Raw genomic sequence first — 21,086 nt, forward strand, 5'->3', positions numbered from 1 at the left:
ACACGGGATGGAAACCGCCTTTACCCGCCTCGTCGGCTGCCGCCGGCCGCTGCAGCTTGCGTCGATGCCCGCCGTGGCGACCGTCGAGCTCGTCGCGGCAGTCGCTCGCGCCGGTGCGCTGGCGATGATGCCGGGCGTCGGCATTCCAGGCTCCCTGCTCGCACGACTGCTGGACGAAGCGGCCGACGCGGCGGGAACCAGGGTCGGCGTCAATTTCCTGATGCCTTTCGTCGATCGTGATGCGGTGCGGGCAGCGGCACCGAAGGCGCGCGTCGTCGAGTTCTTTTATGGCGATCCCGATGCGGATCTGGTCGCGATTGCGCACGACGCGGGAGCGCTGGCGAGCTGGCAGGTCGGCAGCGTGGAAGAAGCGACAGCGGCCGCGGCGGCAGGCTGCGACATGGTCGTCGCGCAGGGAACCGGCGCCGGAGGACACGTCCGCGGGCGCGGCGAGCTGTTGCCGCTCGTTGCGGCCGTGCTCGATGCCGTCGACGTCCCGGTGGTCGGGGCCGGCGGCATCGGCACCGCGCGCGACATGGCCGACGTCCTTTCGGCCGGTGCTTCGGCGGTTCGCGTCGGTACGAGGTTCATTGCGTCGCGCGAAGCGGGGGCCCATCCCGACTACGTTCGCGCGGTGGTGGCAGCCGGAGCCGGCGACACCGAGCTGACCGAAGCGTTTTCGGTAGGCTGGCCGGACGCGCTGCACAGGGTGCTGTCGTCGTGCGTGCGGGCGGCCGCATCGCTGGACGAAGAGCTCACGGGCGAAGACGTGCGCTACGGCGTGAAGTTTCCCATCCCGCGCTTTTCGACGTTTCCGCCGAGCCGCGACGCGACCGGCCGGATCGACGCGTTCGCGCTCTATGCCGGAGTGTCCGTCGCGGCGGTTCGCGACGTGCAGCCGGCGGCGGATATCGTCGCCGAGCTCTGCGACGGAGCCGAGAAGCTGCTCGGATCGCGCACGCGGACGACAAGGGAGGAATCATGAGGTCCCGCGAACAGTGCCTGAAGATCGCATTTGTCGCCGGCGCGATTACCGACGCTGCAGCGCTCGTGCCGATGCTGTACCCGCCGATGGCGAAGCTGCTGTGGGGCTTCGACGATACCGGCGGCCCCTACCTCTTCGCGATGGGATACGGTGCGTCGCTGATGGCAGCGTGGACGGTGCTGCTGGTGTGGGCGTGGCAGCGCCCCGTCGAGCGCGCGTTCGTCGCTGCGCTGACGGTGTTCGTGATCTATGGTCTCGTCGCAACCGAGATCTTTGCGGTGTTGTCGGGCGTTCTGCCTGCGTGGCGGATGATTCCGACGTGGATCCTGCAGGCTGGGCTGCTGGCGCTGTTCGTGCGCGGCTACCACCATTCGTGGTTTGCACGCGACACCGGCCAGGTACTGCCGGGCGGTGCGTGAGCGGACCGCGGGCACTCAGCTCGCGCCGGCGCGCGGCGCAGGGCCGGCGCCGAGGAACGGCATGATCGCGGCCATCGGGTTGACCTGGGAATCCAGCGTCTTGCCGATCCCCGACAACAGCCCCATCACCCGCAGCACGAGCATCAGGTCGGACGGCGCGCGCACGATCGGATTGGCGCGGATGGCCGCGAGAAGCTCGTTCTGGATGCGGTCGACCATCTCCTGGTTCGCGTAGGCGCGGCCCGACTGCAGCGCCTGGCCGAGGAAAAGCTCCCCGAGGGCGACGAAAGTGCTGTCGCCGCCGTCGCGAAGACGAAACCCGAGAGCGCGAAACGCCTCGCCGGTCGCGTGCGGGTCCTTGCCGATGATCGCGACCGTCAGGCGAACGACGGCGTCCCTCAGCTCGGGCGTGAACTCCTTGGCCAGCCCGAGGTCGAGCACGACGAGCGTGAGGCCGGTCGCTTCCTTGCGCACGAGCAGGTTGCCGGGATGCGGATCGCCGTGGAAAAAACCGTGCTCGAGGATCTGCGTGACGCAGACCCGCGTCAGCAGCGCGGCGACTTCGTGCTTGTCGATTCCCTGCCGCGCGAGGGCCTCGAGATCGGTGATCTTCGTACCCTCGATGAAATCCATCGTCAGCACGTGGCGCGAAACGAGGTCATCGACTGGCACCGGGAATTGCACCGACGGATCGCCGGCGAATTCCGCCGCAAAACGACGGGCGTTGGCGGCTTCGCGAATGAAATCGAGCTCGAGCGGGATCAGCGTGCGCACCTCGTGAAGGACGACGCGCATGTCGAAGGCCGGCTCGAGGCGCACGAGGAGGTTGACGAAGAACGTAAGGTTGGCAAGGTCGGTCGCGACGACGCGCTCGATGTCGGGATACTGGATCTTGATCGCGACGTCCTGTCCTGCGAGCGTGCGCCCGCGGTGCACCTGGGCGAGCGACGCGGAGGCGATCGGCGTCGTTTCGATTTCGGCGTAGCACTGCTCGAGCGTACGGCCGAGCGAGCGCTCGACGTGAGGGCGAATCAATGCGAACGGCCGCGGCGGCACGCGGTCGTGCAACTCGCCGAGAACCTCGATGAAGCTGGGTGGCAGAACGTCGGCACGGCTGCCCATGAACTGGCAGACCTTGATCAGCAGGCCCTCGAGGCGGACGGCGGTATCGCGCAGGCGCCACGCTGCGCGGTGGTGCTGGCGGTCGTACCAGTCGGCCCTCTGGTTGCCGCCGGTCATCCGCCCGTACACCTGGCGGACCTTGTAGTCGGCGTAAACCGTGACGACGAGCCGCGCGACGAAGAGAAAACGGACGAAGCGAATTCCCGGCGGAAGCGGCAGAGGAGCCGGCGACAGGACCGGCGAAGGGATTCGGGAGCTCAAGACCCGGCGGGCTCCGTCAACGGCGGGCCCGGTCGCGCTCGATCTCGTCGACGCGCTCGCGCAGCCTTCGCGTGGCGGTGGCCGTTTTCCACGCGTACGCGAAGACGAGCACGAAGATCAGGGCATAGGCCCAGCCGACATGGTGAAGCTGGCGCAGCGCGAGGTCTTCGGCGCCGACTGGGGCGGGCGCGGCCTCGGTAGTCTCGTTCACGTGGAAGCACTCCGTTGGGAAAGGACGCTGCGGCTCATCGCGTACTGCTCCTCGTCGCGCAGGTCCGCTTCGAGAAGCTCGATCCGCTCCTGGCTGCGCAGCTGGGACAGGCGCATGGCCCACAGCCACAGCACGAGGCCGAGATGGGCCGCGAAACCGAGCATCAGCGCGGTGACCATGCGCGGATCGTCGATGCCGCCGTTGGGATTGCCGACGATCTGCGGGTGAATCGAACGGAAAAGACGCGTGGCCATCATCACCAGCGGCATGTTCACCGCTCCGACGATGGCAAGCACTGCCGCGTAGCGCGGCGCCATCTCGTTGTCGCGCGCGAACACGCGCAGCATCACGTAGGACGCGAACACGAGCCACAGCACGAGGAACGTCGTGAGGCGCGGGTCGCCGGTCCACCAGGCCCCCCAGGCGGTGTGCGCCCAGATGCACCCGGTCACCAGCACGATGGTCGCAAACAGCATTCCGACCGAAACTGCCGCGTGCGCGGCATGATCCCACTGGCTGCCGCGGGTGCGCAGATATCCGATGCTCGCGACGCCGGCGATGCCGAACGCGAGGAAGCAGGCGGTCGCCGCCGGAACGTGCCAGTAAAAGATGCGCTGGCTGAGCCCGAGCATCTTGTCCGAGGGCACCCAGAAGAAAATGGCCGCGAGCGAGGCCAGCCCGAACGCGAATGTGACGATGGGCGTGATGCGAAGCAGCCAGCGTTCGAGGGTGTCCATGCTGATGTTCCTGGCCGATGATCTTGGCTGATGATCCTGGCCGATGATCCGTGTCCTGGCCGCGCGTCCGGGGAGCTGCGGCCTGCCGCAGTGTGCTGGGGGCCGGGTGTCGAGTCCACCGTCGCGCCGTCGTGGCTCTGCCCGGGAGCGCCGCGCCGTCAGTCCACGAGCACGAACTCGAACAGCATCCAGCCTCCGGTCACCATCACGACGTCGAACCCGGCGATGATGTCGACGCGCATGCCGAGAGCCGCCAGGCCGGAGCCGCCGAGTACCATCTGCGTGGCCTGGGCCGCCGCGATCAGCAGCGGAATCTGCAGCGGAAGCACGAGCAGCGGCAGAACCATCTCTCGCGCGCGAGTGCCGAGTGCGGCAAGGGCGAACAAAGTTCCCGTTGCTGCGATGCCGATCGTCCCTCCGGCGACGACGACGAGGAGGCCGGCGACGTTGGCGCCGAGCCAGACGCCGTACATCAGCGAGAATACCGGCAGCAGCAGTAGCTCGAACGCGACGAGCAGCAGCAGGTTGACCGCCAGCTTGGCAAGGTAGATCGACCCGCGGTCCATCGGGGACGTCATCAGTCCTTCGATGCACGAGCCTTCGCGCTCGACGAGGAACGTGCGGCCGAGCGAGAGCACGGACGCGAACAGGATCGAAACCCACAGGATTCCCGCCGCGAACCGGCCGGTTTCCTCGGGCTTCAGCGCGAGCGAGAAATCGAAGATCACGAGTACGAGAAGGCCGAGCACGAACAGCGCCGGCAGCGTCTCGCGCGAGCGCGCTTCGAGCACGAGATCCTTCCACACCAGCGCCAGCATCGCGTATCCCGACGCCGCTTCACGCGGCGGCAAGGGCCTCCGAGTAACGAAGCGCCATCGACGCCGCGTCGGGCGGGGCCGCGTCGCCGCTGTCCCACACGATGCGGCCGCGGCCGAGCACGACGGCGCGGTCCGCCGATTGCAGCGCCCTTTCGATGTCGTGCGTGGCCATCAGTACGGTGACGCCGTCGTTCGCCAGCGATGCCAGGATGCGCGCGAGAACTGCCGCGCCCTCGGGGTCGAGACCCGTCAGCGGCTCGTCCAGCAGCAGCAGCTCGGGGCGGTGCAGCAGCGCACGCGCCAGCGCGAGGCGCTGCAGCATTCCCCGCGAGTACGCGCCGGCGCGGCGGCCGGCCGCGTGCCCGAGGCCGACATCGGCGATCAGCTCGTCCACCCGCCCTTTGTCGACGACGCCGAACAATCGCGCGTAGAACGCGAGGTTCTCGCGCGCGTCGAGGTCGCGGTACAGGAACCCGTCGTGGCCAAGGTAGCCGATGCGTCGGCGCAGCGCCGCGTCGGGCGGAAGCGGCTGACCGAGCACGAACGCCGATCCGGACTGGGCGCGCAGCAGGCCCGCCAGCGTGCGAAGCAGCGTGCTCTTGCCGGCGCCGTTCGGGCCGAAGAGCGCGACGCACTGTCCGCGGCGAACTTCGAGGTCGACGCCGCGCAGCACCGGTTGGGCGCCGAATCGGCGAGAGAGTGCGCGCAGCGATACGGCGGCGCCTGGCGCTTGCGAGCTCACGCGCTGGGTCGTCCCTTGTTTCAGGCAGCCTTTCCCAGCGCCATCGTGCGGCCGTCGTCGCGAGGCCTGGTGATCAGCCACAGCACGTAGAAAAGGTGACTGGCCAGCGCAGCGGCCCACAGGAAAAGATCGAGGCGGCCGGCGGCCGCGGCGAACAGCAGCGCGTAAGCCACTCCGTCTCGCTGAACGAAGCGCGAAACGAACTCGTCGCCCGTAGCCGATGCGGACTCGCCGCCCGGGCGGCGCTCGCCGCGCTGCGATGCAGCCTGGCGTGACAGCCAGGAGTCGCGCAGCACGAAGACGTACGCGATGCCGGTGCTGACGAGTACGCCGACCGTCGCGACTACCGCCAGCGCGACCGCACCGTGGCCCCTGGCCGGCCCTCCCGCCAGGCTCCACAGCAGCGCGATGTGGAGCACCGTGTCGCCCGCGAGGTCGAGCTTTTCGCGAACATCGCCGTCGGCGAAGCTCGCGCGCGCGAGCACGATGCCGGCGGCACCGACGATGCGGGCCGCAAGGTACAGCAGTGCGCCGGAGACTCCGGCAGCGTAGCTTCCGCTCTCGATGATCCACGCGGCGGCAAGGCCGATCACGAGCTTGATCGCCGAGATGCCGGCGGGTCCGAGGGCGGTGTCGTTGAAGCGGCGCGCAAGAAGCGGGGCAAGGGTCGGTCGCAGCCGCAGCAGCGGCAGCAGCTGCGGCGGGCCGAACAGCGTTTCGATCAGCTTTTCTTCGGCATGCGCGGTCGAGACGTTGTCGCTCAGCCTCTGCTCGCTGTGCGCGTCGAGATCGAGCGTGGCCTCCGGCCCGACGAGCAGGCCGGACAGCGCTGCGGCGGCCGAGGTGGTTCCGAGGCGCAATGCAATGTCGACGGCGTCTTCGCGAGTGACGCGCGCGATCGGAACCGACACGCAGCCGCGCTCGCAGACGCGGCCGAGCAGCACCGGCTCGCTCGCATCGCGGATCGCGACGACGGCCGCGATCGCGAGGTACCATTCGGCTGCAACCAGCAGCATCGTGCTCTCGCCGAAACCGAACTCGGCGACGAAGCGGTCGGCGGGAATGCAGAGGGCGTCGGGCTCGACGATGCCGCGGATCTCGGCGCCGAGCGCGCGGCGCTCGGGCGGGTAGACGACGACGACGCCGAGCCCCAGCATGCGCGCCGCGTGGACGTGGCGCAGCACCGAAGGCACGCCGGCCAGCTTGGCCAGCGCACCCCTTCCGCTGACGAGCACGACCAGTGTCTCGGACATCGCAGCATCTATATCGGCCCGCGGCCGGGTAATCGAACGGAAAATCGGGGCTTTCGCCGGGCGCTGCTACTGCTCGGGGCCACGATCGTCGCCCCTGCTGCTGCCGGGGAAACGTTCGTTGACCCTCCTCTGCCCGGAGCAACGTTCGTCACGACCCCGCGGCGGGCCAGGAACCGGTATCGCGCAGCTGGCTGGCCTGCTGCGGATCCGACCAGCGCAGCGGCAGCGCCGAGCGGGCCAGTCGTCCGCCGCGGGCGGTGATCTCGACGAGGCGCTGCGCCTTCGCGAACGCCGCGACTTCGGGACCTTCCCAAAGGATGCGCGCGCTGCCGGCGATCTGCAGCACGTCGCCGCTGCGATAGTCGACGAAGAGAAGCCCGGCGCACGGATTTACCGTCAGGTTGCCGAGAGTGTTGAACAGGAAGTTGCCGCGAAAATCCGGAAACGTGAGCACGCTGGCGCCGCCCTGTTCGGTCACTCGCACGAAACCCGGCTTGCCGCCGCGATGCGAGACGTCGACGCCGTCGGAGCCGCCGCTGCGCGCCCGCGCTGCCGCCGATGCGATGAAGAACGTATCGGCGCTCCGCACCAGCGCGAGCGATGCCTCGCCGAGCGCGGCGCCAAGCGGTTCGTCGGGCGAAGCATCGTCGGCGCGATGAGGTTCAGCCTGCGCGTCGCCGCTCGCGCTTCTCGCACTGCTGGAAGGATCGCGCGTCCACTCGGGCCGCCGCGCCTGGATGTACTGGGGACAGTTGCCGAAGCTCTGGTCGACGCGAACCGTGAAACCGGCGGGATCCGCAGCGACGACGGTTCCGTTCATGCGATTGCGCCGTCGCGTCGCCGGCTCGATGCCGAGAAGCCCGAGCGGAGCGCCGGCCGACAGGTGCGCGGCAAGAGGGTCGTGCGTGGCGGGACTGGCGTCGATGCGAAGGTGCTTCTCGTCGAGCGCGTGCACGAAACCGGGCCAGCCCGCGACGATCGAGGCCCACGGTCGTCCGCTGGCGTCGACGCTGCCGACCAGCAACGTCGGCAGCCTCTCGAAGAACTGGCGGTGCTCGATCGGCATGGCATCGCGAATGATCGCCGCGCCTATCTGCTCGATGCGCTCGCGCACGCCGACCCGCTCCTGCACGGCGAGCTCGCCCTCGTGGAACACTTCCCGCGGGTCGTCGCTGTCTGCCATCCCCGCCGATTACGCGGCGGGGCCGTATTGCGCAAGAACGGCCCGCGTTTGCTCAAATTCGCCTCGTCCGCGAAACTCCGGCCATGAGCGCAAGGTCGTCCGTATTGTCGAACTGGGGAGCGGTAATCTCGACGCAGAACCTGCCGGAGGGAGCCGAAATGGACCTCGGCTCGCGCTGGCTGCTGATCATCCGCGCCAGCGTGTTCCCGATGACGCTGTTCTCGGGCCTGATCGGCGGCCTGCTGGCCGCGCGCGCCCCCGACGCGAATTTCGGCTGTCTTGCGCTCGCGGTCTTCGGGCTGGTCATCGCGCACAGCGCGAACAACATGATCAACGACTACTTCGACGTGGTCGGCGGCGTCGACACCGAAGGCTACGTGCGCACCCAGTACGCGCCGCATCCGATCCTTTCGGGACTGATTTCGACGACCGGCCTTCTGCTGGCGATCCTGGCCGCGAACCTCGTCGATCTCTGGATTCTCGTCGAGCTCGTGAAGATCCGCGGCCCTCTCGTCGTGTTCTTCGCGCTCGCGGGACTGTTCATCAGCGTGTTCTACGTTGCGCCGCCGCTGAAACTGAAGCACCGCGGGCTCGGCGAGCCGGGCGTTGCGATCGTGTGGGGTCCGCTGATGATCGGCGGCACGTACTTCGTGACGACCGGGCATGCCCCGCTGTGGGTCTTTCTCGCTTCGCTTCCGTACGCGATGCTCGTCGCGACGGTGCTGTTCGGAAAGCACGTCGACAAGCACGATTCGGACAAGGCCAAGGGCATCCGCACCCTGCCGGTGATCCTCGGCAAGGAAGAGGCGCTGCGCTGGACGCGCACGATGATGGTGCTGTTCTTCCCGCTCGTCGTTGCGCTCGTGATCACCGGTGCAGTCGGGCTGTGGTGCCTGCTCGTGCTGCTCGCGGTGCCGCGCCTTCTCGAGACGCTCGAGACGTTCCGCAAGCCTCCGCCTCCGCAGCCTCCGCCTGGCTACCCTCTGTGGCCGCTGTGGTACGTCGCGTGGGCCTTCCGGCTCACGCGCCGCGCCGGTGGCCTTTTCGTGCTCGGGCTGCTGCTCGACGCGATCATCCCGCTGCACCTGTCGCTGCACGCCTGACGCGCTCTTCGGCTCACTCGCGCGTCTGCCCGAAGCACAGGCGCTGCCGCACGAGCGGGCAGCCGTGTTGCCTCCGGCACGAGGCGACAGTGTCCGCGGCTACCCTTGTCAGGCGGCGCCAACGCGGCGAATCTCCAGCAGCTTCGCGTGACGGCGCGGCGCCGGCCGATGTCCGAGGGCAGTGGCATGCCCGTTGCTGCTCCACATGCATGCTCGGTCTCGTGCTCACCGCGGGTGGTGCGCGCGGCGCTTACCAGGCCGGCGTCCTCCGGCGGATTTCCGAAATTCCGGCGCTCGCCCGCCGGCCTCTTCCGTTTGCGATCGTGACCGGCGCCTCGGCCGGCGCGATCAACGGCGTGGCGCTGGCGGCGCGCTCGGGAAACTTCGGCAATGCCGCGCTCGAGATCGCGCTGCTGTGGTCCCAGCTGCGCGTCGAGCAGGTGTTCCGCTCCGACGTTCCGTCGCTGCTGACCACCGGTGCGACGCTCGCACGCGACTTCGTGCTCGGCGGGCTGTTCGGTTCGACGCTGACCAGCGGCTTCTTCGACACCTCGCCGCTCGAGGCCATGCTGCGCAACGCGTTCCCGCATGGCGGCATTGCGGACGCGATCCGGCGAAACCAGGTCTACGCAGTCGCGGTGACGGCCACCAGCTATCATTCCGGCCGCTCGTACACGTTCATCGAGGGACGCAGCGGCCATCCCGTGTGGAACAAGAGCCGTCGCGTCGTCGTTCCCGGGGTGCTGACGTACCGGCACGTGCTCGCGTCGTCGGCGATCCCGATCCTCTTCCCGCCGGCGCGCATCGATGACCGGCCCGACAGCCTGTGGTTCGGCGACGGTGCGCTGCGCCTGGTCGCGCCGATGAGCCCGGCGATCCGCCTCGGAGCAACGCGCATCCTTGCCGTCGGGGTGCGTTCGTCGCGCGCCGCAGCGACGCTCGCGCGCGAAGAGCTCGCCGGAAACGCCGCGCTGGACGCCGAAGGCGGCCGTATCGCCAGTCCGCCGCTGGCCCAGGTCTGCGGAGTGTTCTTCAACGCGATCTTCCTCGACCACCTGGATGCCGACGTCGAGCACCTGCAGCGAATGAACACCCTGCTCACGAGCCACATGCGCGGCGGCGACGACGATGCGCGCGATACGACGATCGAAGGCATGAAGCCGATCGAGCCGCTGGTCGTCTCGCCATCGGAAGACCTGGCGCTGGTGGCGCAGCGCTTCGCGCACCGCATGCCGCGCCTGGTCCGCTACATGCTGGACGGCCTCGGCATCCCCGATGCCCAGAGCGCCGACCTCATGAGCTATCTCCTGTTCGATTCCGCGTTCACGAGGACTCTCGTCGACATCGGGTGGCGCGACGCCGACGCGCGCATCGACGAGATCGAGGAGTTCGTGCGCGGCGCCGACCCGCTCCTGGCCGAGGTGCGTCAGATGCCCGTTCGCCTGCACGCAGTGGGCGGCGTCGAATAGCGCCCGGATTGCTCCAGGGCCGGCGTTTCCGCTAAGGAAGACGCATGCGCGCGGCCAGGCTTCTCGCCGTCGCCGTCTTCGCGGTTGCGGCTGCGCTGACGGCTTTCGTGCAACTGGCCCCCGAGACGGCGCTTCGTACGGCGCTGTCGCTCGAGCGCCACCGCTCCGGCCTCGTTCGCAAGGAGATCGACCTGCCGGGCGGACTCCACTACGTCTACCTCGAAGGCGGCAGCGGCGAGCCGCTGATGCTTCTCCACGGCTTCGGCGCCGACAAGGACAACTTCACGCGCATCGCGCGTCTTCTCGTGCCGAACTACCGCGTCGTGATCCCCGACCACATCGGATTCGGCGAGTCGTCGCATCCGGCCGATGCCGATTATTCGCCGCCGGCGCAGGCGGAACGCCTGCACGAGCTGGCCGCCGCGCTCGGCATTACGCGCGTGCACCTCGGCGGCAACTCGATGGGCGGCCACATCGCGATGAGCTATGCGGTGGCGTATCCGAACGACGTCGCGTCGCTGTGGCTTCTCGATCCCGGCGGGATCTGGAGCGCGCCGCCGAGCGAGCTGGCGCAGGTGCTGCAGAAGACCGGACGCAATCCGCTGATGGCCAGCAACGAGGACGAATTCGCGAAAGTCTACGCGTTCGCGATGAGCGATCCGCCGTGGGTTCCGCGGGCCTTCCTCGACGTGATGGCACGGCGGCGCATCGAGAATTTCGCGCTCGAGCAAAAGATTTTCGAGCAGATCCGCGGCGACCGGCTCGAAGAGCGGCTGCGCGGCCTGGCAACGCCTACGCTCATCGTCTGGGGCCGCGAAGACAGGGCCATCAACGTCGCGACTGCGGAAGTTCTCCACGGCATGCTGCCGCATTCGCAGGTCATCGTGCTCGACCACATCGGCCACTTGCCGATGCTCGAGGCTCCGGAAAGAAGCGCCGCCGATTACCTCGCCTTCCGTGCGTCGCTCGCTGCTTCGCCGGCCGCCACGGACCCGACCTGACCGCGCCGCCGTCGCATTTCCAAACCCGGACGCTTCCGCGTAGGGTCGCCGGGCCGGCAACGGACGACTGCAAGGCGTCCGGCCGAGCCCCGACTTCAAGGAGTTCGATCCATGCGAGAAGCCGTCATCGTTGCGAGCAAGCGCACCGGCCTGGCCAAGTCGTACCGCGGCTCGTTCAATGCGACGAGACCGGACGAGCTGGCGAGCCACGTCATCAAGGCCGCGCTCGAGCAGGTTCCTGCGCTCGAGGCGCGCGAGATCGAGGACTGCATTCTCGGCTGCGGCTTTCCCGAGGGAGCCCAGGGAATGAACATCGCGCGCGTAGCGGCGCTGGGTGCCGGCCTGCCCGAGACGGTCGCAGGCACGACGGTCAACCGCTTCTGCTCCTCCGGCCTGCAGGCCATTGCGATGGCTGCCCACCAGGTCATCAACGAAGGCGCCGACGCGGCGATCGGCGGCGGCGTCGAAAGCATCACGATGGGCCAGGGCAAGATGAATGCCGACGGCATCGTCAGCCAGAAGGTCTTCGACCTGTGGCCGGGCGTCTACATGGGAATGGGAGAGACGGCCGAAGTGGTCGCCGAGCGTTACGCGATCTCGCGCGAAGACCAGGACGCGTTCGCGCTGCGCAGCCAGCAGCGCACCGCTGCCGCCCAGGAGAACGGCACCTTCAACGACGAAATGGCGCCGATGCAGGTCAAGTGGGCGAAGAAGGGCAACGACGGCAACATGGTCATGGAGGACAAGCTCGTCGACCGCGACGAGTGCAACCGCCCGAGCACGACGCTGGACGGACTTGCCTCGCTGCCGCCGTCGTTTCGTCCGACGGGCACCGTCACTGCCGGCAACGCGAGCCAGCTGAGCGACGGCGCGTCGGCCACGGTGCTGATGTCGTCGCAGAGAGCCAAGACCCTCGGCATCCAGCCTCTCGGCATCTACCGCGGTTTCGCGGTGGCCGGCTGCCGCCCCGAGGAAATGGGCATCGGCCCCGTCTACGCAGTGCCGAAGCTCCTGAAGCGCGCGGGCCTCAAGATCTCCGACATCGACGTCGTCGAGCTGAATGAAGCGTTCGCGTCGCAGCTTCTCTACTGCATGCGCCAGCTCGGGATCAGCGACGAGCAGATCAATCCGAACGGAGGCTCGATTGCCATCGGGCATCCGTACGGAATGACCGGGTCGCGCATGACCGGGCACCTTCTCTACGAGTTGCGCCGCCGCGGCGGCCGCTACGGCATCGTCACGATGTGCATCGGCGGCGGCCAGGGAATGGCGGCGCTGTTCGAAGCCTGCTGAGCGCGCACGTTCGCAGACGGCCCGGCTCCCGCACGCGATTTCGCGCGGGAGCCGGCCGCTGCGCCAACGTCGGCGGCCTCCCGGCCGGGGGCGACCGGCGTCGCGCGCGCAGCCAGGCGACCGCGCGCGCCTTTTCGTGATAGAACGCCGCCCGTGGCGGCATCGCGCAAAGTGATCCTCATCGCGAGCGGGACCAGTCCCGACCGCGCCATCGCGCTCGAGCACCTGCTTTCGGCTGCGGCAGCGACGTTGGGCTGGACCGATCGCCTGGAAATCCGGCTCGGCGGCATCGACTCCGGCGCCGGCCGCATCAGCGATGCCGGCCTGGCGGCGCTGCACTCGGTCGGAATCGATGCCGCGAGCGCGGTCTGCCCCGACCTTTCGCGGCGTCCGACATTGCTCGAGGGCGCGGACTTCGTCGTCTGCGACCGCGGCGACGTTGCCGACGCCTTGGTCGACTGGGACGAAGCGGGCGAGGCCGAGTTCGTCGTCGTCAGCGAGATCGACCCGGAGCCGGACGGCGACGACCGGCCGATCGGCGACGACGTCAGGCACTACGAAGGCGCGATCGAAGAAGTCCTGCGCCGCGTCGTCGCGGCGCGAGCCGACCACGATCTCGGCTGACAAATTGCGCAAAACCGGAACCGCCGGCAGAAGTTTTTCCGCAGCCTTCCGGCTCGGACACTACGGTACGATCCATACCGGTGTTCCTACCGGCACTTCCGCTGCAACCGCACGAATGTCCGGGTCCGAGAGCGCGATGCAGCCTTTCGTCCAGTCGATGCCGGCGTCCTGCACGACGAGGCGATCGTTGCCGTGGATGGCGACGGAGCCGCCGATCGCAAATGGCTTTCCGTGGTCGTCGGGAATCCGCCCGGCACCGCGCGCATCTTCGTAATTCCTGCGGTCGCGCGCGTTCGGATAGTCGAGCGCGAGATAAAACTGCCATCGCGCATGGGGATGCCTGGCAATGATGCGGTAGAGACCTTCGGGAGTGCGGGCGTCGTTTTCGTGGAGCTTGGCGCCGTCGGGATCGAGGCCGAGCACGACGCGGAATTCTCTTTCGAACCGTCCGCCGCGATAGAGTGCGAGCTTTCGCTCCGACTTGTAGACGACGACCTCGACCCCCGCGGCGCTCGAGACGCGTGTGGCGGCAGGTACGCGTTCGTCCGCGCATGCGCGGCCCGCGGCAATGCATGCTGTCAACGATGCCGCGGCGATGCCGGCCAGTGCATTGAATCGCGTCCGTTCCATGGCGTATAAACGCTCTCTTGCAGGCTGCATCTTCGAACGCGGTGTGCGATGCCGCAACCGCCGCAGGAATCGGCGCCGCGGCCGCCGTGACGCGCGCCGCTGCAGGCTGCGGCGAAGCAATGCCGAAGCTCGTCGCGCGTGCGGCCGCAAAGCGGAAGCTCGTTTCGCGAGCCGCCGCGCTGCTGGCGCTCCTCGCCAGTCCGCTGATGCTCGCCGCGAGCCCGGCCGTGCGCGATCCCGCTACTGTCGAATGGGCCCTTCCGGAGCTGCTCGAGCCTTCCGGAATCGTCTGGCACCCGGGCCGCCGTACTCTGTTCGTCGCCGGCGACGACGGGGACCTCGGCGAAGTTTCGGTGGATGGAAAGCTGCTGCGCAGGTTTCATCTCGGCGGCGACCTCGAGGCGATCACCGTCGATCCCGCGACCGGCCTGCTCTACGTCGCGCACGAGGGCCGCGAATGGATCTACGAAGTGCGTCCCGACGATTTCAAGACGCTGCGCCGCATCACGATCGACAGGACCTGGAAGGGTGATCCGAATTTTCTTCGGCGCGGCGGCGACGGGGTCGAAGGACTGACGTTCGTTCCCGACGACAAGGATCCCGAGGGAGGCCGGTTCTGGGCCGTCAACCAGTACGATCCCCCGGTGCTCGTCGAGCTCGCGACGCCGCTGCGGTCATCGAAGGAAAAAATGCTGACGGCGACCATCGTGCGCGTAGTCCCGGTCAGCCCGGCGCCGCTGTCGGAAGTCACGTGGAAGAGCGACACCCGCGAGTTCCTCGTGCTGTCGGCGATCTGGCGCCGCGTGGCCGTCCTCGATGCCGACGGCAATTTCGAGCGCAGCGTCCACGTGCCCGGTTTCATGCCCGAGGGGCTCACCCGCCTTCCGGACGGCCGCATCGTGATCGCCCAGGACTCCGGCGGCCTCGTCCTGTGGAAACCCGACGGCGATCCGTTCCGCGCCGATGTGGCCTCCGGGCCGCCGGCGCCGGCCCCGGGCCAGGCGCCCGGCGCCGCGCGCACCCGCCACTGAATCCGCCGCTGAATCCGCAATGACCCCCTGCCCTGCCGCCGCCTGTCGAGCCGAACGCAAAACTGGTCTAATCTGCGCCTTCCTCGAGAACCCATGACCATACCCAGAGCCTCCCGCAAGGGTGCCGCGCCACGGCCGGCCCGCTTCCTTCCTCCGACGTCCCGCTCCGGCCGCAGGCCGCTTGCCGCGATCGTGCTCGCGGCCGGCCAGGGCAAGCGCATGCAATCGCCGCGTGCGAAGGTGCTTCACGAGGTGGCCGGCCGCAGCCTGGTCAGCCTCGTGCTGGACGCAGTGACGCCGCTTTCTCCTTCGCCGCTCGTCGTCGTCGTCGGACATGACGGCGAGCGCGTGCGCGCGACCGTCGAAGCGCGCGCGACGACCGTCGTGCAGCCGCACCAGCTCGGCACCGGCCACGCGGTGCTGCAGGCAAAGAAGGCGCTCGCCGGCTTCGACGGGGACGTGCTGGTGCTGTGCGGCGACGCACCGCTGCTGCGCACCGGGACGATGCGCGAGCTCGTGCGCCTGCACCGGCGCGTCGGCGCCAGGGCCACCGTGCTCAGCGCGATCGTCGACGACCCGACCGGCTACGGGCGCATCGTGCGCGGCAGTGCCGGCGGCGACATCCGCATCATCGAGGAAGCCGACGCCGACGAGGACCAGCTCGAGATCTGCGAGATCAACACCGGAACCTGGTGTTTCCAGGCTTCGTTCCTTTTCCACGAGCTCGCGCGCCTCGGACGCAACAACGCCCAGAACGAGTACTACCTGACCGATCTCATCGAGGCCGCCTCTGCCGAGAACGCGGCAAGCTGCGTCGCGCTCGAGGACGGCGACGAAGGCCACGGGGTCAATACCCGCGCCGATCTCGCGCGCATCGAGGGCCTGATGCAGGAACGCCTGATCGACGGGGCGTTGCAGGACGGAGTGACTTTCCTCGATCCGGCCACCGCGATGCTTTCGGTGACGACGAAGTTCGGCGCCGACACCGTGGTCGGACCGAACGTGCGGTTCGAAGGACAGGTCACGATCGGAAGCGGCTGCACGATCGAAGGCAACGCCCATCTTCGCAACACCGTCGTCGGCGACGGCGCGCTGCTGCGCTGGGGCGTGGTTGCCGACGGCGCCCGCATCGGGCGCGGCGCCCGCATCGGCCCGTTCGCCCACCTGCGGCCCGACGCGGAGCTGGCCGAAGAAGTGCACATCGGCAACTTCGTCGAGGTCAAGAAAGCGACGATCGGCGCCCGCTCGAAGGCCAACCACCTCGCCTACATCGGCGATTCCAGCGTCGGCACCGACGTCAACATCGGAGCCGGCACGATCACCTGCAACTATGACGGTTTTGACAAGCACCGCACCGTGATCGGCGACCGCGTGCAGATCGGCAGCGACACCCAGCTCGTCGCGCCGGTGACCGTCGGCGCCGATGCGTACATTGCGGCCGGCTCGACGATCTCGCGCGACGTCGAGCCCGGCTCGCTGGCGTTCAACGACAAGCCGCAGCGCGGCCGCGCGGGGTGGGTCGAGGCCTTCCGCAAACGCACGCGTCCGGCGGCCGGCGCCAAGCTCGTCGCGAAGCCCGCCAAGCCCGTAAAGGCCACTGCCAAGCCGGGCAGCACGGCCGCCAAGCCGGGCAAGACCGCCGGCAAGTCCCGCAACCCTTCCTTGAAAACCGGCAAATCCGCCGCCGCTGCCGGCAAGCCGCGCGCGGGCAAACGATCGAAGGCGAGGCGCTGACGGCCATGTGCGGCATCGTAGGATACGTCGGGCACCGACAGGCCGAGCGCGTGCTCGTCCAGGGGCTGAGGAAGCTCGAATACCGCGGTTACGATTCGGCCGGCCTCGCCATTCTCGACGAAGGGCGAATCGACGTGCGCCGCGCGGTCGGCAAGCTCGACAACCTCCAGGCGCTTCTCGACGCCAAGCCGATGAGCGGCACCACCGGCATGGGCCACACGCGCTGGGCAACCCACGGCAAGCCTTCGGAGCGCAACGCGCATCCCCACCGCGCCGGCGACGTCGTCGTGATCCACAACGGGATCATCGAGAACTACCTCGAGCTGCGCGCGGAGCTGGCCGCATCCGGCGCCACGATGTGCTCGGACACCGACACCGAAGTGATCGGTCATCTCATCGATCGCGAGCGGCGTGCGGGAAAAGGCCTTGCCGACGCCACGCGCGCCGCGATCGCGCGGCTTCGCGGCTCCTTCGCGATCGTCACGCTGTCGTCGGCCGAGCCGGACCGGCTCGTCGCCGCCAAGAACGCGACGCCGGTCGTGATCGGCGTCGGCGACCGCGAGAACCTCATCGCGTCCGACGTCCCCGCGCTGCTCGACTACACGCGCGACGTGATGTTCCTCGAAGACGGGGAAATGGCGGAAGTGACGGCCACGTCGGTTGCCGTGACGACGTTCGACGGGCGTCCCGTCTCGCGCGCGTCGCGCCGCATCACGTGGGACCCCGTCACTGCGCAGAAGGGCGGCTACAAGCACTTCCTGCTCAAGGAAATCCACGAGCAGCCGGTCGCGGTGGTCGACACGCTGCGCAGCCGGCTGAGCCAGGAAGACCGGGCCGTCAACCTTTCGGAGCTCGGCGAGCTGGAGAAACGGCTCGATTCGTTCGACCGGCTGACCATCGTTGCGTGCGGCACCGCCTGGCACGCAGCGCTGATCGGACGCTATGCGATCGAGCGTCTGGCGCGCCTGCCGGTCGATGTCGATTACGGCAGCGAGTACCGCTACCGTGAGCCCGTCGCCGATTCGCGCACGCTGATGATCGTCGTCTCCCAATCCGGCGAGACAGCCGATACGCTGGCGGCTATCGAAGCGGGGCACGCGCGCGGCGCCACCGTGCTGGCCGTCTGCAACGTCGTCGATTCATCGATCGCGCGAAAGGCCGACCACGTCCTGTACACGCACGCCGGCCCGGAGATCAGCGTCGCGAGCACGAAGGCGTTCACGACGCAGCTTGCCGCCCTCTACCTCGTCGCCGTGTGGCTCGGGCGTCGCAAGGGCAGGCTGTCGGCCGCCGACGAAGCGCGCTACGTGCAGGCCCTGGTCGAGCTGCCGCTGCTGATGGAGACGGCGCTCAAGGAAGAAGAGCCGATCGCGCGCATTGCGCGCCAGATCGCCGCCGCTTCCGACATGCTCTACCTCGGCCGCGGCGTGAACTTCCCGGTGGCCCTCGAAGGCGCCCTCAAGCTCAAGGAGATCTCGTACATCCACGCCGAGGGCTATCCCTCGGGGGAAATGAAGCACGGCCCGATCGCGCTGATCGACGAGAACATGCCGGTGCTGGTGCTGCTTCCGAAGGACGAGGTCTACGAGAAGACGCTGAGCAACCTGATGGAGGTCGAGTCCCGCGGCGGCCGCATCTTTGCGGTCACCGACGACGCCGATCTCGAGCTGGTGCGGATCTCCGAGTGGGTCGTCACGGTGCCGCGCACCGAGAGCCTGCTGATGCCGGTGCTGCTGACGATCCCGCTGCAGCTTCTCGCCTACCACGTGGCCGTCGAGCGCGGCACCGACGTCGACCAGCCCCGCAACCTGGCCAAGAGCGTCACGGTGGAGTGACGCGGCCGCGCCGACCGTCATGGACACGAATGGATCCCTCCGCGAGTCGCGGACAAGTCCGCACCCGTGGGAGGCCGGCGTTGCCGCCTGCCCGCCGCCATGGCGGGTCGCCGCATCGGTGTTCGTCGTCTTCGCGCGAGGCAGCCTTCTCGTCACCGTCGCGTACGTCATGTTCTCGGGCAACCCGCCGCTCAATCCGCTCAAGCAGATGCGGCTCTTCGCAGGCCTGTTCCTCGCCCCCGAAGCCGCTGCCTGGTGCATCGCCAGGGCGTTCGCCGGCCGGCTCCGCGTCGAGGACGGCGCGCTGGTGCTCGAGCAGCGCGAGCGCAGCACCGAGATTCCGGTAGGCGCAATCGCAGCGATCGAGCCGTGGCGAGTGCCGCTTCCGGGTCCGGGGCTGTGGCTGCGGCTGAGGTCGGGACGCCGCTTCTCGCTGGCGCTGCAGGTCGCCGACATCGTCGGCCTCATCGATGCGCTCGGCGCGGCGGGCGCGAGCGACGAGGTACGCGAGGTGCTCGGCACCTTCGCGGTGCGCTACGCGAACGCGCGCTACGCCAACCGGCCGGGGCGTCTCGACAACCCCGTCCTCAAGTTCGTCGCCTTTTCCCTGGTGCCGACGTTGCCGGTGTTCCGGCTTCACCAGTACATCACGTACGGCGGCACCTTCGGCGAGTACTACACCTTCGGCCTGCAGGCCTACCTGCTCGCATTCGCGATCTGGTGGGTGTCCTGGTCGATCTACCTCGTGATGATCGCGGCGGTGTTCCGCGTCGCCCTCGAGGCGGCCTGCATGGCCGGGACGCTGGCGGCGCCGTCGCGGGCCATCGCCGTTCGCCGCTCCATGGAGATCGTCGGCAAGCTGGCCTTCTTCATCGGCATCCCCGCGTGGATCATTCTCAGGCTGACGGCCTGATCGCCCGCGACCGGCCCGAAGTGCGGTCCGGACTGCCGGGGACGCTCGGTGACGCATTGCGCAATCCCGCCCTAGCTCTCCGGCCATTGAAAACAGGCAGCGGCGCTTACAAGCCGTAACTGACCGCGGTCCAGAACGACGAAGGCCCGGGTGCGGTGTGCACCCGGGCCTTCTTTTTTTCGCGACCGAGCCCTGCCGCGAAGTTCGGATCGCGGCCGCGAAGTCAGGTCACGGGGTGGCCGGGTTGAAGACCGACAGGCCCCAGCCCATGCGCTCGTGGCCGTAATGGTTCCAGAACGGGTTCTTTCCGCCTACGTACTGGCTGTCCGTCAGGTCCGGCGTCGACGAGCCGCTCGCGGTGCCGCCCGGGATGATGCCGGTCGAGACCGTCCCGCCGTCGTAGGTCGGGTGCGTGTCGTCGGACTGGATGTAGTCGTAGCTGGTCGACGACGTCGCGTAGTGGGTGTTGGCGTCGCGGATCGTGGACTTCAGCGTCGACGTGATGCGCGTGACGTAGGCCGCCTCGGTCTCGCCCTGGACGTACTTGAGGGCGGTCGAGTCGACCTGGCCGTCGCCGTTGCTGTCGTAGTCCGCGCCCATGAAATTCGCGAAGTTGTCGTTACACTTGAAGCCATACGTATTCGCGAAGTTGCAGGCCCTCCAGTTCATGTGGGCCAGGTAGGGCAGGAACTTGTTGCGCATGTTGACCGTCGCACCCGTGGTCGCGTCCTTGCAGGTGCTCTGCACGTTGTCGGCGTTGTAGCCGGGGTAGTACAGGTTCGAGATCGATTTGACCTTCACGCCCGAGTACACGTGCGCGTTGATGTAGGTCATCGCATTCTGCTGGTACGTCGTGCAGTTGTTCAGCGCGGTGTCCAGAACCCCAAAGTTGCAGGTACCGCTCTGGCCCTTCAGGTTGCTGCGGGACTGCAGGCCGTCGTTGCCGCACATCTCGAAGCTGACTGCACGGACGTTGCTCGGCGTCATGTACGAGGACTCCGAGACGATCTTGTTGTTGTAGACGTCCGAGGCCACCGCGCCGGACTTGCAGCGGTTCTGGATATCCATGTCGGCGTTCCAGGCGTGCTGGAGGTAGTCCGCATTGACGGTATTGGCCGAGAACAGTGCGAGGTCCCAAATCGAAGTGTCGTAGCCGGCGTAGATCGAGTCACCGTAGGCGACCACGCGGTACTTGGCCGACGTGTTCGGACGGTCGATCGTCCACGAAAGATTCTGAGTCAGCGTGCTGGCGTAGGCCTCGCTTCCTACCACCAGAAATCCCATGACAGACAGCAGCGCCAGTCTCCGCTGCAAATTCCTCTGATTCATTTCGTGCCCTCCAAAAACCCTTGTTGTGTATTAAGCGTCGCGGCCCTTGTCCCAGGGTGGTCTCCGCGGTCGAAGAGGGGTGTACCATCCAATCTGCCGCCACGCCAGAGTTTTGGAAGATAAAAAAACGCGGTAAGTGCCGGTATCCAGTGAGTTTTTTCGTCATTACCGAACGCAACTGCGTACTGTAAGCTTTCCTAGGCCCCCAGTCTGGACGCCGGTCGCCGGCCGTGCGGGCAGCAACCCGCACAAGTGAACGCCGCCACTCCTCTCAACGCCCGTCTGCGGGCATCGACCCGCAGCCGCCAAGAATTGCGGACAACCACTATTACACAGTGAGAATGGGGTCAGGCACCACAGGAATGGGGTCAGGCACCAGAGGAATAGGGTCAG

The 21,086-nt window shown here is 68.0% G+C and carries 20 protein-coding genes; 11 read left to right on the forward strand and 9 right to left on the reverse strand.

Going from position 1 to position 21,086, the window contains the following annotated elements; genetic code table 11:
* The first annotated feature begins 7 nt into the window (after positions 1-7).
* Together VGK20_03105 and VGK20_03110 are read left to right on the forward strand one after the other, a co-directional pair.
* Positions 8-985, forward strand: a complete 978-nt coding sequence (locus tag VGK20_03105; GenBank protein ID HEY2773024.1) for a nitronate monooxygenase — start codon at positions 8-10, stop codon at positions 983-985.
* Entirely contained in the window at positions 982-1,404 is a 423-nt protein-coding gene (locus VGK20_03110; GenBank protein HEY2773025.1) for a hypothetical protein, read from the forward strand. The genes VGK20_03105 and VGK20_03110 overlap by 4 nt, the downstream gene beginning before the upstream one ends.
* A 15-nt stretch (positions 1,405-1,419) precedes the next feature.
* On the opposite strand, the gene VGK20_03115 is transcribed toward VGK20_03110, so the two are convergent.
* The 7 genes from VGK20_03115 to VGK20_03145 form a co-directional block, all read right to left on the reverse strand.
* Complete coding sequence (locus VGK20_03115) at positions 1,420-2,787, reverse strand: AarF/UbiB family protein (protein HEY2773026.1); 1,368 nt, start codon at positions 2,785-2,787, stop codon at positions 1,420-1,422.
* A gap of 16 nt (positions 2,788-2,803) precedes the next feature.
* Positions 2,804-2,998: a hypothetical protein gene (locus VGK20_03120; protein ID HEY2773027.1), complete on the reverse strand. Its 195-nt coding sequence runs from the start codon at positions 2,996-2,998 to the stop codon at positions 2,804-2,806.
* Positions 2,995-3,735 carry a cytochrome c biogenesis protein CcsA gene (ccsA, locus tag VGK20_03125; GenBank protein ID HEY2773028.1) on the reverse strand — a complete coding sequence of 247 codons (741 nt, stop codon included), beginning with the start codon at positions 3,733-3,735 and terminating at the stop codon, positions 2,995-2,997. The genes VGK20_03120 and ccsA overlap by 4 nt, the downstream gene beginning before the upstream one ends.
* 158 nt (positions 3,736-3,893) lie before the next feature.
* Complete coding sequence (locus tag VGK20_03130; protein HEY2773029.1) at positions 3,894-4,586, reverse strand: heme exporter protein CcmB; 693 nt, start codon at positions 4,584-4,586, stop codon at positions 3,894-3,896.
* Positions 4,573-5,295 (reverse strand): heme ABC exporter ATP-binding protein CcmA, encoded by a 723-nt coding sequence (gene ccmA, locus VGK20_03135; GenBank protein HEY2773030.1) that lies wholly within the window; start codon positions 5,293-5,295, stop codon positions 4,573-4,575. The genes VGK20_03130 and ccmA overlap by 14 nt, the downstream gene beginning before the upstream one ends.
* A gap of 20 nt (positions 5,296-5,315) precedes the next feature.
* On the reverse strand, positions 5,316-6,548 hold the full coding sequence (locus VGK20_03140; protein ID HEY2773031.1) for a hypothetical protein: 1,233 nt from the start codon (positions 6,546-6,548) through the stop codon (positions 5,316-5,318).
* Between the two features lie 148 nt (positions 6,549-6,696).
* A complete protein-coding gene (locus VGK20_03145; GenBank protein HEY2773032.1) occupies positions 6,697-7,731 on the reverse strand; it encodes a pyridoxamine 5'-phosphate oxidase family protein in 1,035 nt (344 codons plus the stop codon).
* Between the two features lie 83 nt (positions 7,732-7,814).
* Between VGK20_03145 and VGK20_03150 the strand changes: the two genes are divergently transcribed.
* From VGK20_03150 to VGK20_03170, 5 genes are all read left to right on the forward strand, one after another.
* On the forward strand, positions 7,815-8,834 hold the full coding sequence (locus VGK20_03150) for a prenyltransferase (protein ID HEY2773033.1): 1,020 nt from the start codon (positions 7,815-7,817) through the stop codon (positions 8,832-8,834).
* 209 nt (positions 8,835-9,043) lie between these two features.
* Entirely contained in the window at positions 9,044-10,303 is a 1,260-nt protein-coding gene (locus VGK20_03155; GenBank protein HEY2773034.1) for a patatin-like phospholipase family protein, read from the forward strand.
* 44 nt (positions 10,304-10,347) lie between these two features.
* Entirely contained in the window at positions 10,348-11,304 is a 957-nt protein-coding gene (locus tag VGK20_03160) for an alpha/beta fold hydrolase (protein HEY2773035.1), read from the forward strand.
* A gap of 111 nt (positions 11,305-11,415) precedes the next feature.
* Positions 11,416-12,597, forward strand: a complete 1,182-nt coding sequence (locus VGK20_03165; protein ID HEY2773036.1) for a thiolase family protein — start codon at positions 11,416-11,418, stop codon at positions 12,595-12,597.
* 153 nt (positions 12,598-12,750) lie between these two features.
* Positions 12,751-13,221, forward strand: a complete 471-nt coding sequence (locus tag VGK20_03170; GenBank protein ID HEY2773037.1) for a hypothetical protein — start codon at positions 12,751-12,753, stop codon at positions 13,219-13,221.
* A gap of 60 nt (positions 13,222-13,281) precedes the next feature.
* Here the strand turns inward: VGK20_03170 and VGK20_03175 are convergent, their stop codons facing one another.
* Positions 13,282-13,851: a L,D-transpeptidase gene (locus tag VGK20_03175; GenBank protein HEY2773038.1), complete on the reverse strand. Its 570-nt coding sequence runs from the start codon at positions 13,849-13,851 to the stop codon at positions 13,282-13,284.
* Positions 13,852-13,868: 17 nt separating this feature from the next.
* Here VGK20_03175 and VGK20_03180 point away from each other — a divergent pair, with 17 nt between their 5' ends.
* The 4 genes from VGK20_03180 to VGK20_03195 all read left to right on the forward strand — a co-directional run bounded on the left by VGK20_03180 (position 13,869) and on the right by VGK20_03195 (position 19,364).
* On the forward strand, positions 13,869-14,882 hold the full coding sequence (locus VGK20_03180) for an SdiA-regulated domain-containing protein (protein ID HEY2773039.1): 1,014 nt from the start codon (positions 13,869-13,871) through the stop codon (positions 14,880-14,882).
* A 93-nt stretch (positions 14,883-14,975) separates the two neighbouring features.
* Positions 14,976-16,616 carry a bifunctional UDP-N-acetylglucosamine diphosphorylase/glucosamine-1-phosphate N-acetyltransferase GlmU gene (gene glmU / locus VGK20_03185; protein ID HEY2773040.1) on the forward strand — a complete coding sequence of 547 codons (1,641 nt, stop codon included), beginning with the start codon at positions 14,976-14,978 and terminating at the stop codon, positions 16,614-16,616.
* Positions 16,617-16,621: 5 nt separating this feature from the next.
* Positions 16,622-18,451, forward strand: a complete 1,830-nt coding sequence (gene glmS, locus VGK20_03190) for a glutamine--fructose-6-phosphate transaminase (isomerizing) (GenBank protein ID HEY2773041.1) — start codon at positions 16,622-16,624, stop codon at positions 18,449-18,451.
* Between the two features lie 118 nt (positions 18,452-18,569).
* Positions 18,570-19,364 carry a hypothetical protein gene (locus VGK20_03195; protein HEY2773042.1) on the forward strand — a complete coding sequence of 265 codons (795 nt, stop codon included), beginning with the start codon at positions 18,570-18,572 and terminating at the stop codon, positions 19,362-19,364.
* Between the two features lie 228 nt (positions 19,365-19,592).
* Here the strand turns inward: VGK20_03195 and VGK20_03200 are convergent, their stop codons facing one another.
* Positions 19,593-20,693: an SGNH/GDSL hydrolase family protein gene (locus VGK20_03200; protein HEY2773043.1), complete on the reverse strand. Its 1,101-nt coding sequence runs from the start codon at positions 20,691-20,693 to the stop codon at positions 19,593-19,595.
* Positions 20,694-21,086 lie beyond the last annotated feature (393 nt).

The organism is Candidatus Binatia bacterium, from assembly GCA_036493895.1.
Classification (GTDB): domain Bacteria; phylum Desulfobacterota; class Binatia; order UBA1149; family CAITLU01; genus DATNBU01.